Raw genomic sequence first — 15,556 nt, 5'->3', positions numbered from 1 at the left:
GACCAACATAGCCGATTCGCGTTAATCTTTTTTCATCACCGCTTGCAGCCCCTCCGGCCGCTTGTCGGCGTCGCCAGCGCGCCGCTTGTCGGCGTCGCCGGCTCTTCGTGAGCGCGATTGCGCCTTGCGCTTCTGCAGGTTGGCGCGCAACTGCTCGGCCAGCCGGTCCTTGCGGCCCGTTCCGGCCTTTTTCGCTGAACCATCCTTCTTCGGTGATCCATCCTTGTTCGGAGAAACTGTCTTGCCGTTCATCGTTCTGCCCCCGGCCGGCGACCCGCCGGTGCATATAAAGGGATAGCCAACATTGTGGCACGGCCATGTCCGCAACGATCGCCCGGTGCGGCCTTTCAACCCGTCTTTGTCTTGGCCTTGCGCTTGCCGGTTCGATATGGCAGAAGCCCCGCCATCGGCGGCTGCGGTAGCTCAGTGGTAGAGCACTCCCTTGGTAAGGGAGAGGTCGAGAGTTCAATCCTCTCTCGCAGCACCAGTCTATCCGCACCATGCAGAGCTATGGCCATCGTCGCGCATGACCGACTGAGCAAATAGAGGCTATCAGGGCAGATCGCGACGCATACTGGCTGAATGATACGGAGCCGAGCTGCCCTTGTGCCCGGCTCCGGCTTTGACGGGAGCCTACGCAGCGTCGCCTGTTAGTTGCCGACGTCGTCGCTCCGGAGTCGCTTCACGCACAAAGCGCGAAGGACCAGAGCGGCATCGGCGTAAGTGATCGCCTTTTCGCCGCCGAAAACCAGTGCATTGCCGACAACCTCTAGGACATCGCCCTCGATGCGCCAAGGAAGAATATCGGTGCAGGTCCGCATGCGGCCGAAGACCGAACTGATCGGCACCATCTGGTCCTCAAATTCCACGTGCGGCTCGTCCGTTCCCGGAATCCAGGTCTGGTAAGCTTCCAAGGCATCGTCGAAGGCTCCGTGCAAATGAATCGGAGCATGGCCCTCATGCAGTGCGGGTAAAAGGCGTGTGGTCATCGGTCTCCTCCTGGATCGCGGCAGCCAGCCAATGCTGCCAGGTAACCCCCGCATTTCGATGATTGGTCTATGGCCGGATGCGACGGGCGCCTACCCAATAGCCGCAAGTGCCGATGCCCCAATAGAAGGCTTCATCCCGTCCTGAGCGGCGAAATTTCGCCTCGGAGTCAGAAGCGTCGTCCGCCTGCGCCTGATCCGGCGCATAACGTGAACGCTCCATGGGCGGGAAAAGGGCGCCGATCACGATCCTGATACAGCCCGGAACGGCTTCCAGAAATGTCTGCGTCATCGTCATCTCCTGATCCTGCGAACATGGACGGCGAAAAGTCAGGCACTTGAAGAGGCAGTATGACCGGCTTCTTAGCAAATGTCTATCAAACTTGTAGACATTGGCTTGTAAGGAGCGAGCCTCAGACGAAATACCATGCGAGCTTGCCTGTGACTACGGTGGATGCCTGATCGCCAAGCTTCCTGCTATCCGCGCCTCGAACGGCCGCAGCTCCCGGTCTCTTGGCACTTTGCGACGGGGATCAGCTCCATCGCGCCTTCCTCGCGAGCGCGACGGATCTTCAGAATGATGATCCGTCCTTCATGAACCTTGGTCGAGCCGCCAACATGCGATCAGGTGCTCGTCGCCAGCTTGGCTGAGGGGCGGTTCGGCTTTCCAGCAATCGGCAACAGCGAGCGAGCAACGGCCGGCGAAGGCGCATCCCTGGCTCGGGCCCGCCGCGATGTCGGCCTGAGAGATGATCTTCGGCGCTGCATCGTCTGAAGACGCCGCCAGCAGCAGTTTCGTATAGGGATGATTGGGTCCGTGAAAAATCTGGTCGGATGAGCCGGTTTCGACCAGGCGGCCGCGGTACAGCACGCCGATCCTGTCGGCCATGTAGCGCACGACCCTGAGATCGTGGCTGATGAACAGATAGGTCGTGTCCTTGTCGCGCTGCAGGTCGTTGAGCAGGTTGAGAACGGTTGCCTGGACGGAAACGTCGAGCGCCGAAGTGGGTTCGTCGAGCACGACGACCTTCGGCACGCCGGCGAAGGCCCGTGCGATGGCCGCCCGTTGCCGCTGGCCGCCGGATAGTGATCGCGACTTCTGCTCGGCTGTGGCGCCGGCAAGGCGAACCGATTGCAGCAAATCGCTGACGCGGGCCTTTATCTCACTGCTGCGCAGGCCGGCGAGCCGGCGCAGCGGGCGGCCGAGTATCCTGCCGATCCGCTTACGCGGATTGAGCGTGCGATCCGGCGACTGGAAAACCATCTGCACATCGCGGCGTTCGCCAATACTTCTCTTCTCGACGCGCGGTGCGACCGTCCTGCCGAACAGCTCGACCGATCCGGCGTCTGGCATCTGTAGGCCGGTGACGATCCTTGCCAGCGTAGACTTGCCGGAACCGGATTCGCCGATCAGCCCGAAGGTCTCGCCGTGGCCGATGTCGAGATCGATATTGCTGAGCACCAGTTGGCTGCCGAACGCATGGCTGATGCCTTTGCAGGCGATCGCGATTCGGCGTTCTTTGCGCCGGCCCGCGTCTTCATTCTGGACCGCCGAGTGCGATGGCAGGCCGTCCGTCTCCGCCAGTCTTCCATTCCGCTTCGTGTAGTTGAGCGCCGGGATCGAGGCGATCAGCGCCTTCGTATAGGCGTGAGAGGGGTTGTCGAAGACGTCGCCGGCGGCGCCGCTTTCGACCACGGTTCCCGACTGCATCACCGCCACCCGGTCGCAGGTGCGGCGGATCATGTTGATGTCGTGGCTGATCAGCAGAATGCTGGTTTTGTGGTCCTTGCGCAGGCCGGAGAGGATAGCGATGATCTCGGACTGGACGCTGGCGTCGAGCGCCGTCGTCGGCTCGTCCAGCACCAGCAGCGACGGGTCGAGCGCAATCGCGATGGCGATGTTGGCGCGCTGCTGCATGCCGCCGGAGAGTTCGTGTGGATAGAGCCCCAGCACCCGCTCCGGATGGCTCACCCGAACGCGCCCGAGCAGTTCGCAAGCCGCTCGCGCGCCTCGTCCTGGCGCACCGGGCGATGCCGCATGATCGTCTCGGTGATCTGGCGGCCGATCGTCATGCTTGGGTTGAGGGCCGCGCCCGGGTGCTGGTAGACGGCGGCGATATGATTTCCCCTGAGTTGGCGCAACTGCTCGGCGGAAAGGTCGCGGATTTCGCGGCCCTGGAACTCCAGCGCTGACGCCGCGATGCGGGCATTCTTCGGCAGATAGCGCAGGATGGCGAGCGCCACCGAGCTTTTCCCCGATCCAGACTCGCCGACAAGGCCGAGTGCTTCGCCTTCGCCTATGCGCAGGGAGACGCCACTGACGGCGGGATGCGATCCATTGCGCCCGTCATAGGCGATGGAAAGCTGGTCGACGTTCAGAACCGAGGAGGACATTGGGAGCTTGAAACCACTTTCTTCCAGCGTCGCGATCGAGGGCAATCGCTTCCACTTTCGCAACGCATTATATCTATAAAGTTACTCGAATTAGGACGGAGCGCAATCTAACTTTCATGGCTCAAGAGCGATTGTCGCCGCTTGCCGAAGCAGTGCGACAATCTCCGGAGCAGATCTGGAAGGAGACCGGCATGGCTCGAGACCACATGCTCCTCAGCGCATTTTTCTTCAACCCGCAGGGCGATCATCGGATGTCGTGGCGCCATCCGCGGGCGCCGGGCCGGGAGGTGCTGGACTTCGAGTTCTACCGTGATCTCCTGCAAGCGGCCGAGCGGGCCAGGATCGACACCATCTTCGTCGCCGACCACGTTTCGATCTGGGATTCGGTCAAGAGCGGTGTCGCCCACTACGCCAATGCCCGCCTTGAGCCATTGACGCTGCTGTCGGCACTGGCCGGCGTGACCAAACACATCGGCCTGATCACCACGGTGTCGAGCTCGTACAGTGAGCCCTACAATGTTGCGCGCATGTTCGCCTCGCTTGACCATATCAGCAAGGGCAGGGCGTCGTGGAACGTCGTCACATCGGCCATGGACGAGGAGGCGCGCAATTTCGGCCGCGACGGCAACATCGAACATGCGTTCCGCTATGAGCGCGCGGCCGAATTCCTCGATATCGTCAAGGCGCTTTGGGACAGCTGGGAAGACGAGGCGCTGCTGATCGACAAGGAGACGGGCTATTTCGCCGATCCCGACAAGGTCCACCCCATCGATCACAAAGGCAAGCACTTCAAGGTGCGCGGGCCGCTCAACGTCTCGCGGCCGCCGCAGGGCCACCCGCTGATCGTCCAGGCCGGCTCGTCCGAGGACGGCAAGAACTTCGCCGCCGCCCAGGCCGACGTGCATTTCGCCATCTACAGCACCAGGGAAGACGGCATCAAATACCGGCAGGACATCAACGAGCGCCTCGCCCGCTATGGCAGGCGGCCGGAGAGCTTCAAGATCCTGCCGGGCATTCTGCCGATTGTCGCCGCTTCCGAGGCGGAAGGCCGCGAAAAACAGGAATACCTCCAGACCCTGTTGCCCGATCAGGTCGGCATCGACCTTCTGTCCAGCTGGAGCGGCATCGATCTCTCCGTCTATCCGCCAGACGGGCCGCTGCCGCCGCTGCCGGACGAGAGCACCTTCAATGGCGGACGGACATCGCTCAACCGGGTCAAGGAATGGTCGAAGCAGAATCTCAGCCTACGCGACATCGCCCGCAAGCTCGCCAACAGCGGTTCGGTGCCGACCGTCGCCGGCACGCCCAAACAGATCGCCGACCAGTTGCAGGACTGGTTCGTTTCAGGCGCCGCCGACGGCTTCAACCTGATGTTCCCGCTGCTGCCCGAGGACTGGGTGAATTTCGCCGAACAGGTGGTGCCGGAGCTGCAGCGCCGCGGCGTGTTCCCGACCGAATACGCGCCGGGAACGCTGCGCGACCGCTTCGGTCTGGCGCGGCCGGCAAACCGCTTCGCCGAGCAGCGCGACAACGCACGCGCCGTGTCCTGACCGGGAGAACGATCATGACCGTCGCGCCAAGATTGCAGCCTCGCGAAGCCACCGCGCCGCAGCTCGTCAATGTCCTGCACAGTCCCAAGCGTGTGCGCGTCAAATTCGGCGGCCGCACGATCGCCGACAGCCGCAACGTGCTGGTGCTGCGCTCCAACCATTTCCTGCCGATCTATTTCTTCCCGCCGTCAGCGGTAGATCCGTCGGTGCTGAAGCCCTCGCTGCATCGCGAACCGCATCCAGTCGGTGGCGAGACGGCCTATTGGGATATCGACAGCGGCGACAGGCGCAGTGCCAACGCGGCGTGGGCGTTCATCTCGCCGCCGGACGAAGCGCTGGCGTCCCTGGCCGGGCGGATCGCCTTCACCTGGAAGGCCGTCGACCAATGGTTCGAGGAGGACGAAGAGGTCTTCGTCCATGCGCGAGACCCTTATGCGCGCATTGATGTGCTGCAAAGCACGAGCCATGTGCAGGTCTGGTTCGACGGCGAGCCGATCGCCGACAGTCACCGCCCGGTGCTTTTGTTCGAGACCCATCTGCCGACGCGTTTCTATCTACCGGCGGAAGACATCCGGCTGGAGCGGCTGACCGCGTCCGTTACAACGACGCGATGTCCCTACAAGGGCATTGCCTCCTACTGGTCGGGGGTGCTGAGCGACGGAACGGTGCACCCGGACATCGCCTGGAGCTACCGGGATCCAATCGTCGAAATGCCGAAGATCAAAGGCCTCATCGCCTTCTATCCGCAGGCCGTTGACCGCATCCATCTCGACGGCGAACCCGTCGCATAGGTTTTCAATTTTCATTTCAAAGCAGGGTTTAACATGACCAAACGCAGGGATATCGACGCACTTCGCAGCCTGTCGGGGGACATCTGGAATGTCGCCGTCGACGAATATCAGGGCGGCTTTCTCAAGCGCCGCGATCTCCTGAAATACGCCGCACTGCTCGGCCTGACAGGCTTTGCCGCCTCGCAGGGGCTTGGAGGCGCGCGCGCCGCGGCCGCCGCCGGCGGCACGGTTCGTGTCGGGCTCGGTCAGCCGACCAAGGCGATCGATCCGGTTTCGGTGACCGATCCGGCCAGCATCGGGGTGATCAGCCAGGTCGGCGAATATCTGATCCTCGACGATCCGAAGGACGGTCTCCAGCCGAAGCTCGCTTTGTCCTGGGAGGCCGACGAGACAGCCAGCCGCTGGACCTTCAAATTGCGGCAAGGAGTGAAATTCCACGATGGCCGCGCCGTCACCGCCAAGGACGTGGTGGCGAGCTTCGAGCGGCTGGTCGATCCCGCCAGCGGCTCGTCGGCGCTCTCAGCCTACAAGGGCATCCTGTCCAAGGGTGGCGCCAAGCTGGTCGATGACGAAACGGTCGCCTTCGATCTCGACGGTCCGAACAGCAATTTCCCTTTCTATGTCTCTTCCGACGTCTATAACGCCGTCATCCTGCCGGCCGACTATGCCGGCGATTTCGAGAAAAATTTCAACGGCACCGGCCCGTTCAAGCTCGAATCCTTCCGTCCCAAGCAAGGCGCCAGCTTCGTGCGCAATCCGGATTACTGGGGCGAGAAGGCACTTCCCGACCGCATCGAGATCAAGTTCTTCGACGACGAGCAGGCGCAGGTGCTGACGCTGCAGGCCGGCCAGCTCGACGTCATCCCCAGCACGACGCGGTTGGAACTGGCGATCGAGGGCAACCCCAACTTCAAGCTGCTCAGCGTGCAGGCAAGCTCGCATGACCAGGTGCATCTCAGAACCGACCAGGCGCCGTTCACCGACAAGCGCATCCGCCGCGCGCTGGCACTCACCATCGACCGCGAGGCGGTGGTCAAGGGGCTGCTGAAGGGCCGCGCCATCGTCGGCAACGACACCCCGTTCGCGCCGATCTTCCCTTCGGCCGATCCGTCGGTGCCGCAGCGCAAGCACGATATCACGGAGGCCAAGCGGCTGCTTGGCGAAGCCGGCGTGCCGAACGGCTTCGCGGTGACGCTGACCACCGAACGCGCCTATGACATTCCCGACTATGCGGTGATCATCCAGAACTTCGCCAAAAAGGTCGGCATCGATGTCAAGCTCAATGTCCTGCCGCAGGACGCCTATTACGGCTCGGCGACCTTCGGCAGCTCGCCCTGGCTGGATTCGGTTCTCGGCATCACCGACTACGGCCATCGCGGCACGCCCGACATCTTCCTCAACGCCACGCTGAAGAGTACGGGAGCCTGGAACGCGGCGCATTTCAACAACCCCGGCTATGATGCGCTGCTGCTCGACTACTCGAAGGCGCGTGACCTCAATGCCCAGCGCCTTGCTGCCGGCAAGATCCAGACGCTTTTGCTTGACGAGACGCCGGCGATCATCAGCTACTTCTCGCAATACAGCCGGATTGTCAGCTCGAAGGTCGAGGGCGTGCGCTTCACCGCAATCTCGCATCTGCTGCTCGATCGCGTTTCCTTCGTCCAGGCATGATCGCGACATGCTGACCGGCCGCATTCTGTCAGCGCGTGTGGGCACTCTTGTCCTCACGCTGTGGCTTGTCAGTGTCCTGGTTTTCTTCGCCGGGCAGGTTTTGCCCGGCGATGTCGGCCGCGTGATGCTCGGGCCGTTTGCCGACGCGCAGGCGGTGGCGGAGCTGAACAAGCGGCTGGGCGCCGACCAGCCAGTTCTCGTCCAGTATTGGCTCTGGTTCAGCAAGGCGGTGTCAGGCGATTTCGGCACCTCGCTTTCGATGCGCGCGCCGGTGGCCCCATTCGTGCTGGAGAGCCTGAAGCGCTCCGCATCCCTTGCCGGCATTATTTTGGTCTTTCTCATTCCGCTCGGGGTTGGCGGCGGTGTCATCGCCGGTCTCAACGCCGGCCGCCTCATCGACCGGCTGATCGTGATGGCGGGCGTCTCCTTCGGCATCGTCCCGGATTTTGTGTCCGGCCTGATGCTGCTCATCGTTTTCGGCCTGTGGCTGAACTGGTTCCCGATCTCAGGCGTTGCGCCGGATGGCGCGGGCTTCTGGACGCAAGGCTATTATCTGATCCTGCCGGCGCTGCCGCTGGTGCTCAATCTTGCCGGCTACATCGCCCGGATGACGCGGGCCGGCGTGATCGAGGCGATGGCCGCCGACTACACACGCACCGCCGTCCTGAAAGGGCTTGAGCGGCGCGAGATCATCCTTCGGCACGTGCTGCGCAATGCGCTGACCCCGACCATCGCGGTGCTGGCGACGCAGACCGGATACATGCTTGGCGGGCTGGTTGTGATCGAAGCGCTGTTCGGCATCCAGGGACTTGGCAATCTGGTTCTGAACGCGGCCAAGGCGCGAGATTTCCCGATGCTTGAAGCGGGGGTGCTGGTGATGGCGGCAATCTTTGTTCTTTCGGCGGCGGCGGGCGACTTCGTGCTGGCCTTGCTCGATCCGCGGCAACGCCGTCGGACCTCGCCATGACGGATCTGACGGAGTTTCCCGCATCACGGCGCGCCGTGGCCGGTTTTCCGGCGGTGCGCAGGATCGGCAGTGCCTTCTCCGGACTGCCCCCATCGGTCGTGATCGGAACGCTGCTGCTACTGTTCTGGGTCGTATGCGCGGTAGCAGGCAATCTTTTCGTTCCGTATGATCCCTATGCCGAGGATTTTCTGGCGATGCTGACGCCGCCCGATGCCTCGCACTGGTTCGGGACCGATCAGCTCGGCCGCGACGTGCTGTCCCGCATTATCGTCGGATCGCGCGATATCCTGCTGGTTGCGCCGCTGGCGACGCTGGTCGGCGTTGCCGCCGGCAGCATCATCGGCCTGGTGCTCGGCTATTTCGATGGCCTCACCGATGCCATCGGCGCGCGGTTGCTCGATACACTGATGGCGTTTCCATTCATCGTTCTCGTCACCATGACGCTGGTGGCGATCGGGCCGTCGAACCTGACGGTCGTCCTGGTGATCGGCATCGCCTATGCGCCGCTGGTGGCGCGCACCGTCCGCGCCGCCGTGCGCGAGCAGAAGCAGCGCGACTATGTCAGCGCCGCCCGGCTTGGCGGCGAAGGCGCGCTCGCCATCATGTTCCTGGAGATATTGCCCAACATCAGGGAGACCATCCTCATCGAGTTCGTCACTCGGCTGGGCTACGCGTTCTTTTCGATCGCGACGCTGAGTTTTCTGGGCCTCGGCATCCAGCCGCCTTCCGCCGATTGGGGGCTAGCCGTCGCCGACGGCTACGGCTTCCTGACCGGCGGTAAATGGTGGGTCGTCGTTTTCAATTCCGGCGCGATCGTTTCACTGGTCATGGCAACGAACCTAATTGCCCAAGGCTTAGGCGCGTTTGAAAATGGTGATGGATGAATGCGAAGCCGTATTGATGGCCTGAGCTTCGGTCTGCTCGCTATACGGACATTGCTACGTCCATTAGCAGAACGGCATTTTTCTCCGCGAGGCCGAAAAATCGGAACGTAGTTCCTTATCTCTATAGATTTGTCGAATATCGTCTGCCCCGGTTTGGAAATGACCCGATGCGCATGCAGGGTCCGGGAGATTGACGAGTTGGCAAGGCTATCGGTTCTCGGAATATCCGGCGGCGTAAGCACACCATCGCGCACTACCGCGGTGGTCAACGCGCTGGTCAAGGCAGTCGCCTTGCGCGTCCCGGCAGACACCGGCCTGATCGAAATCACCGAGGCGGCGCCTTCGATTTTCGCCGGGCTGTCTCGTCGTGCGCTCGGCGCGTCTGGCGAAGCGATCATCCAGCGTGTCGAGAAGGCCGACCTGCTCGTGGTCGGAACGCCGGTCTATCGGGCGTCCTACACCGGCGCTCTCAAGCACCTGTTCGACCTCGTCGATCATCGTGCACTGACGGGCAAGACCGTGCTTCTCGCGGCAACCGGCGGAAGTCCATACCATGGCCTGGTTCTCGAACATCAGCTCCGGCCATTGTTCGGTTTTTTCGGGGCCGTCACCGTCCCGACCGGCGTCTACGGCGCGCCCGACGATTTCGTCGATGCCAAGATCGTCGGCGCGGCGATTATCGAGCGCATCTCACGGGCCGCTACCGAAGCGATTTCCTTGCTTAATTCCAGTGATGCAAACACTGCCGTCGCCACGCGCGTCGGTTGAAGCCAATCAAAAGGGGAAACGAACGAAATGACCTCGAATTCCGACAACGTGAAGTTCGCCTACTGGGTCCCGAACGTTTCGGGCGGCCTTGTCATCTCCAACATCGAGCAGCGGACAGGCTGGGACATCGACTATAACCGCAAGCTTGCCCAGATCGCCGAGGCCAACGGCTTCGACTACGCGCTCAGCCAAATACGCTTCACGGCCGGCTATGGCGCCGACAACCAGCACGAATCCGTCTCGTTCAGCCATGCCTTGCTCGCTGCCACCACAACGCTGAAAGTCATCGCGGCGATCCTGCCCGGCCCATGGAATCCAGCGCTGGCGGCCAAGCAGATAGCCACCATCAATCACCTGACCAATGGCCGTGTCGCCGTCAATGTCGTCAGCGGGTGGTTCCGCGGTGAGTTCGCCGCCATCGGCGAGCTGTGGCTCGACCATGACGAGCGCTATCGCCGTTCGGAGGAATTCATCCGTGCGCTGCGCGGCATCTGGACCGAGGACAATTTCACTTTGAAGGGCGACTTCTATCGCTTTACCAACTACTCGATGAAGCCGAAGCCGATCGATCCGCAGCCGGAGATCTTCCAGGGCGGCTCATCACGCGCGGCGCGCGACATGGCTGCGCGGGTTTCCGACTGGTATTTCACCAACGGCAACACGCCGGAAGAGATCAAGAAGCAGGTTGACGACATCAAGACCAAGGCGAAGGCCAATGGCCACAAGGTCAAGATCGGCGTCAACGCCTTTGCCATCGCTCGCGAAACCGAGGCAGAAGCGCGCACCGTGCTCGACGAGATCATCGCCAAGGCCAATCCGGAGGCGGTGCAGGGTTTCGCCGATCAGGTCAAGAACGCCGGCAAGGCCTCGCCGGAAGGCGAGGGTAACTGGGCGAAATCCTCTTTCGAGGATCTTGTCCAATACAATGACGGCTTCCGCAGCAATCTCATCGGCACGCCGGAACAGATTGCCGAACGCATCCTCAAGCTGAAGGATGCCGGCGCGGATCTGATCCTGCTCGGTTTCCTGCATTTCCAGGAAGAGGTGGAGTTCTTCGGCAAGCGCGTCATCCCTCTGGTGCGCGAACTGGAAGCGGCGCGCGACAGGGAGCTCGTCGCCGCGGAATAGGACAGGCGCGGCCTTCAGGCCGCCGCCCGCACGCCTTCAAAATCAGGGACGTTTCATGATTGGTGCTTCGCTGGGAGCCGCCGCATACGAGCGCGCGCCCGAAATCTCCGGGATTCTTGCTGGTGCTGGTCCCGTCGAGGACACGCGCCCGGCGCGCCTGTCGCCAAAGGCTGATGCGATCCTGGCGCTGGGCGGGATCAGCATTTCTTTTGGTGGCGTCATGGCATTGCGGGATGTCGACCTCGAGGTCAAAAGCCGCGAGATCCGCGCGGTGATCGGTCCCAATGGCGCCGGCAAATCCTCGCTGATCAACATCATCAGCGGCCTCTATCACGCCGATCAGGGCAAGATCGCGATCGATGGCCAGTCCTTCTCCCGGGTGTCGGCAAGCCGTCTGGCACGGCTCGGCGTCGCGCGCACCTTCCAGAACCTGGCACTGTTCGGTGGGCTTTCAGTGCGCGACAACATCGCGTCGGGCCGCGTCCACACCCGGCGCGCCAGCTTTGTCGAACATATCGCCGGTCTACCGCGCGCCCGGCGCGAAGATGCCGCGATCGCTGAAAAGGTCGACCAGACAATCGCCTTCCTGCATCTCGAGGCCGTCGCCGATCGCCTGGTCGCAACGCTGCCCTACGGCCTGCAGAAGCGGGTCGAACTGGCGCGCGCGCTTGTCGCCGAGCCGAAGATCCTGCTGCTCGACGAGCCGATGGCCGGCATGACGGCGACCGAGAAGGCCGAGATGGCCGGTTTCGTGCGCGCAGCGCGCGACCGGCACGACGTCACCATCATCCTCATCGAACACGACATCGGGGTGGTCATGGGACTCTCCGACCGCGTCGCCGTGCTCGACTACGGCCGCAAGATCGCCGACGGGACACCGGCCGAGGTCAGGGCCAATCCGGCGGTGATCCGGGCCTATATCGGCACCGCCGAAGGCGAAGATGGCGAGGGCATCTGATGAGCTACTATGATTTCCTCTTCGTCATCGAGGTGCTGGTCGGTGGCTTGCTCTCAGGCGTCATGTATTCGCTCGTCGCCATCGGTTTCGTGCTGATCTACAAGACGTCGGGCGTGCTGAACTTCGCGCAAGGGTCGATGGTGCTGTTCGCCGCACTCACCTTTGTCAGCCTTGTCGAACGCGGCATCCCGTTTGCGCTTTCGCTGCTCATTACCCTCGCGGTCATGGTTGCGCTGGGCTTCACCATCGAGCGAACTGTGCTGAGGCCGCTGGTCAATCGCTCGCCGATGACGCTGTTCATGGCCACGCTTGGCCTGTCTTACATCATTGAAGGCGCTGCCCAGTTGGTGTGGGGCACGCAGGTGCACGGGCTCGATCTCGGCATCGACGACACGCCGTTCGAGGTCGGCGGTATCCTGATATCGTCGTTCGATCTTCTTGCTGCAGGCATTGCCGCGGCGATGGTCGCCGGCTTGAGCGCATTCTTCTATTGGACCCGCATCGGCCTGGCGTTTCGCGCCGTCGCAGACGACCAGTTCGCGGCGCTCGCCGTCGGGCTGCGGCTGCCCCGGATCTGGGGAACGGTGTGGACGGCCGCGGGGTTCGTGGCACTGGTCGCGGGACTTTTGTGGGGCGCGCGCCTCGGCGTCCAGTTCTCGCTGTCGCTGATCGTGCTGAAGGCGCTGCCGGTACTGGTGCTTGGCGGCTTCGATTCCATCCTCGGCGCCATCGTCGGCGGCCTCATCATCGGCGCCAGCGAGAAGCTCGCCGAGGTCTACCTCGGACCCTTTGTCGGTGGCGGCATCGAAGGCTGGTTCGCCTATGCGCTGGCGCTGGTCGTCCTGCTGGTGCGCCCCTCCGGCCTGTTTGGCCAGAAGACTGTCGAAAGGGTCTGACCGATGGCCGTGCAAGCGCTCGATGCCGCAAGGCTTCCCATCGACTGGCAGAGGTTAGCTCTGCCCGTCGCCCTGATTGCCGTGGCCTACGGCCTGATCCCCGCCTATGCGTCGAGCTATCTCGTCGAGGCGATCCTGCTGCCGTTCCTTGCGCTCAGCCTGGCGGCGGTCGGCCTCAACCTTTTGACCGGCTATTGCGGCCAGCTTTCGCTGGGCTCCTCCGCCTTCATGGCGGTCGGCGCTTTCGCCGCCTACAATTTCAACCTTCGGGTCGAAGGACTGCCGCTGGCTGCGACCATGATCCTGGCCGGGATTTCAGCCGCCGGCATCGGCGTCGTGTTCGGATTGCCGAGCCTGCGCCTGCGCGGCTTCTATCTCGCCGTCTCAACGCTCGCCGCTCAGTTCTTCGTGCAGTGGGCGCTGACCAAGTTCGGGTGGTTCTCCAACGACAACCCTTCCGGGGTGATCTCGGCGCCGCACCTTGCCGTTGCGGGCTTCTCGCTCGACAGGGCGACGGGCCGCTACCTGCTCTCGGTGACCACGGTCATCGTGCTCACGGCGCTCGTCTGGCGCCTGGTCAACAGCGCGACCGGCCGCAATTTCATCGCCGTGCGCGACAACGAAACCGCCGCGCGGGTGATCGGCGTCCCTGTGCTGAAGACCAAGCTGCTCGCGTTCGCCATCTCGTCCTTCATCATCGGCGTCGCCGGGGTGCTGTGGGCCTTCACCTATCTGCGCACCGTCGAGCCGGCCGGCTTCAATCTCGACCGCTCGTTCCAGATCCTGTTCATCATCATCATCGGCGGGCTGGCCTCGATACGCGGCGCCTTTCTGGGAGCGGCGTTCATCGTCATCTTTCCGCTCATCCTGTCGCGGCTTGGCGCCTTCCTGTTTGGCGGACTGTTCGATTCGGGTGTTCTCGACATGAGCCAGCGCATCGTGCTCGGCGCGCTCATCATCATCTTCCTCATCGCGGAACCGAACGGGCTGTCGGCCCTCTTCGACCGCCTGAAACGACGGATCGGCTCAAGGTCCAGCTGAGCGCCGCTCGACATCCTCTCACGGACCACAACCTCAGGAGACGCAATCCATGACCTTCTTCAGTCACCTCAAGAAAGCGGCGATCGCCACGGCTTTCGTCCTCGGCGCGACGGCGGTCCACGCCGACGAGCAGTATTTTCCCCTGCAGAGCTACCGCGTCGGCCCTTATGCCGCTGGCGGCACCGGCTTCTTCGGCGGCTTCATCGACTATCTCAACCTGATCAACATCCGCGACGGCGGCGTCAACGGCGTCAAACTGACCTGGAGCGAGGGCGAGACGCAGTATGAGGTCGAGAAGGGCGTCGAGGTCTATGAACGATTGAAGAGCAATCCCGGCATCGCCGCCTGGAACCCGCTTTCGGTCGGCATCGCCTATGCCATGATCGACCGCATCACCGATGACAAGGTGCCGCTGATTACCATCAACCACGGCCGCACCGACACCACGGACGGACGCGTGTTCCCTTACGTCTTCCCGCTGCTGCTCAATCCCTACAGCGAGACCTCGGGCATCGTGAACTATATCGCCTCCAAGGAAGGTGGCCTCGACAAGCTCAAGGGCAAGAAGATCGTCGTGCTCTATCACGGCTCGCCCTATGGCAAGGAGACGATTCCGATCTATGAGCTGCTGTCGCAGAAATACGGCTTCGAGCTGTCGCAGATCGAGGTTCCGCATCCAGGCAACGAGCAGCAGGCGCAGTGGCTGACGATCCGTCGCGAGCATCCGGACTATGTGGTGCTGCGCGGCTGGGGCGTGATGAACCCGGTTGCGCTCAAGACCGCGCAGAAGACCGGCTTCCCGGCCGATCACATCGTCGGCAATGTCTGGTCGAATTCGGAAGAGGATGTGATCCCCGCCGGCGATGCCGCCAAGGGCTATACGGCCATCACCACCCAGGCGTCAGGCGAGCAGTATCCGGTGGTCCAGGAGATCGTCAAAACGGTCTACGGCGCCGGCAAAGGCAATCTCGAGGAAAAGAGCCGTATCGGCTCGGTCTACCACAATCTCGGCATCGTCAACGGCATCCTCAATGTCGAGGCGGTCCGCATCGCGCAGGCCAAGTTCGGCAACCGCACGCTCACCGGCGACGAAGTCCGCTGGGGCTTCGAGCATCTCAAGCTCGATCCGGCACGCGTCGAGGCGCTGGGCGCCAAGGACCTGTTCCACTCGATCAACGTCTCCTGGGACAATCACGAAGGTGACGGCTACGTGACCTTCCAGCAGTGGGACGGCAAGAAGTGGAACGTCGTCTCCGACTGGATTGCGCCCGACTGGAAGCTGCTGCGTCCGATCATCGAGAAGTCGTCCGAGGCCTATGCCAAGGAAAAGGGCATCAAGATCCGCACGGCCGAAGACGCCGAAGCAGTGGTCAGCAACTGAAGTCCAACAACTCGCGGGCCGCCCCCCGGGCGGCCGCGCTTTGAAGGCCAATTGGGGGTGCAAGGGTTGACGCCCCGAAAAAACCCTACGGTGCGGGAGTGGCCGGGGGGGGCGCTAAAACCGCGCCAGACCCCCCCCAGG

General features: G+C 62.8%; 16 protein-coding genes and 1 tRNA gene. 12 read left to right on the top strand and 5 right to left on the bottom strand.

Features of this window, described 5'->3' with window-relative positions; all coding sequences use genetic code 11:
- Nucleotides 1-21: 21 nt before the first annotated feature.
- Entirely contained in the window at nucleotides 22-252 is a 231-nt protein-coding gene (locus tag NKH59_RS29445; RefSeq protein WP_353023872.1) for a hypothetical protein, read from the bottom strand.
- A 160-nt stretch (nucleotides 253-412) separates the two neighbouring features.
- On the opposite strand from NKH59_RS29445, the gene NKH59_RS29440 reads away from it, so the two are divergent.
- Nucleotides 413-487, top strand: a tRNA-Thr gene (locus tag NKH59_RS29440).
- Between the two features lie 163 nt (nucleotides 488-650).
- On the opposite strand, the gene NKH59_RS29435 is transcribed toward NKH59_RS29440, so the two are convergent.
- The 4 genes from NKH59_RS29435 to NKH59_RS29420 form a co-directional block, all read right to left on the bottom strand.
- Complete coding sequence (locus NKH59_RS29435) at nucleotides 651-989, bottom strand: BRA0787 family protein (protein ID WP_352470155.1); 339 nt, start codon at nucleotides 987-989, stop codon at nucleotides 651-653.
- A gap of 67 nt (nucleotides 990-1,056) precedes the next feature.
- A complete protein-coding gene (locus NKH59_RS29430; RefSeq protein WP_352541336.1) occupies nucleotides 1,057-1,284 on the bottom strand; it encodes a hypothetical protein in 228 nt (75 codons plus the stop codon).
- Between the two features lie 294 nt (nucleotides 1,285-1,578).
- The gene (locus NKH59_RS29425) at nucleotides 1,579-2,958 is read right to left on the bottom strand and encodes an ABC transporter ATP-binding protein (protein WP_353023870.1); all 1,380 of its coding nucleotides are present in this window, start codon (nucleotides 2,956-2,958) and stop codon (nucleotides 1,579-1,581) included.
- Nucleotides 2,955-3,380 (bottom strand): ATP-binding cassette domain-containing protein, encoded by a 426-nt coding sequence (locus NKH59_RS29420; protein ID WP_353023868.1) that lies wholly within the window; start codon nucleotides 3,378-3,380, stop codon nucleotides 2,955-2,957. Before NKH59_RS29420 ends, NKH59_RS29425 begins: the two co-directional genes overlap by 4 nt.
- A gap of 191 nt (nucleotides 3,381-3,571) precedes the next feature.
- Between NKH59_RS29420 and NKH59_RS29415 the strand changes: the two genes are divergently transcribed.
- The 11 genes from NKH59_RS29415 to NKH59_RS29365 all read left to right on the top strand — a co-directional run bounded on the left by NKH59_RS29415 (nucleotide 3,572) and on the right by NKH59_RS29365 (nucleotide 15,415).
- Entirely contained in the window at nucleotides 3,572-4,930 is a 1,359-nt protein-coding gene (locus NKH59_RS29415) for an LLM class flavin-dependent oxidoreductase (RefSeq protein ID WP_353023866.1), read from the top strand.
- Nucleotides 4,931-4,944: 14 nt separating this feature from the next.
- Complete coding sequence (locus tag NKH59_RS29410; protein ID WP_353023864.1) at nucleotides 4,945-5,721, top strand: DUF427 domain-containing protein; 777 nt, start codon at nucleotides 4,945-4,947, stop codon at nucleotides 5,719-5,721.
- A gap of 33 nt (nucleotides 5,722-5,754) precedes the next feature.
- On the top strand, nucleotides 5,755-7,392 hold the full coding sequence (locus NKH59_RS29405; RefSeq protein WP_353023862.1) for an ABC transporter substrate-binding protein: 1,638 nt from the start codon (nucleotides 5,755-5,757) through the stop codon (nucleotides 7,390-7,392).
- A 7-nt stretch (nucleotides 7,393-7,399) separates the two neighbouring features.
- Complete coding sequence (locus NKH59_RS29400) at nucleotides 7,400-8,359, top strand: ABC transporter permease (RefSeq protein ID WP_352453579.1); 960 nt, start codon at nucleotides 7,400-7,402, stop codon at nucleotides 8,357-8,359.
- Nucleotides 8,356-9,243: an ABC transporter permease gene (locus NKH59_RS29395; protein WP_352774736.1), complete on the top strand. Its 888-nt coding sequence runs from the start codon at nucleotides 8,356-8,358 to the stop codon at nucleotides 9,241-9,243. The genes NKH59_RS29400 and NKH59_RS29395 overlap by 4 nt, the downstream gene beginning before the upstream one ends.
- A gap of 198 nt (nucleotides 9,244-9,441) precedes the next feature.
- On the top strand, nucleotides 9,442-10,011 hold the full coding sequence (gene msuE / locus NKH59_RS29390; RefSeq protein WP_352813641.1) for an FMN reductase: 570 nt from the start codon (nucleotides 9,442-9,444) through the stop codon (nucleotides 10,009-10,011).
- A gap of 27 nt (nucleotides 10,012-10,038) precedes the next feature.
- Nucleotides 10,039-11,139 (top strand): dimethylsulfone monooxygenase SfnG, encoded by a 1,101-nt coding sequence (sfnG, locus tag NKH59_RS29385; protein ID WP_023722893.1) that lies wholly within the window; start codon nucleotides 10,039-10,041, stop codon nucleotides 11,137-11,139.
- 55 nt (nucleotides 11,140-11,194) lie between these two features.
- Nucleotides 11,195-12,097, top strand: a complete 903-nt coding sequence (locus NKH59_RS29380) for an ABC transporter ATP-binding protein (protein WP_352470167.1) — start codon at nucleotides 11,195-11,197, stop codon at nucleotides 12,095-12,097.
- Entirely contained in the window at nucleotides 12,097-12,993 is an 897-nt protein-coding gene (locus NKH59_RS29375) for a branched-chain amino acid ABC transporter permease (protein ID WP_023722895.1), read from the top strand. Before NKH59_RS29380 ends, NKH59_RS29375 begins: the two co-directional genes overlap by 1 nt.
- A 3-nt stretch (nucleotides 12,994-12,996) precedes the next feature.
- Nucleotides 12,997-14,034, top strand: a complete 1,038-nt coding sequence (locus tag NKH59_RS29370; protein WP_023722896.1) for a branched-chain amino acid ABC transporter permease — start codon at nucleotides 12,997-12,999, stop codon at nucleotides 14,032-14,034.
- A gap of 49 nt (nucleotides 14,035-14,083) precedes the next feature.
- The gene (locus tag NKH59_RS29365) at nucleotides 14,084-15,415 is read left to right on the top strand and encodes an ABC transporter substrate-binding protein (protein WP_352516270.1); all 1,332 of its coding nucleotides are present in this window, start codon (nucleotides 14,084-14,086) and stop codon (nucleotides 15,413-15,415) included.
- The last annotated feature ends 141 nt before the right edge of the window (nucleotides 15,416-15,556 follow it).

The sequence above is a fragment of the Mesorhizobium sp. M0998 genome, from assembly GCF_040318885.1.
In the GTDB taxonomy this organism is placed as follows: Bacteria; Pseudomonadota; Alphaproteobacteria; order Rhizobiales; family Rhizobiaceae; genus Mesorhizobium.
This window is presented reverse-complemented; position numbering and strand designations above follow the sequence as displayed.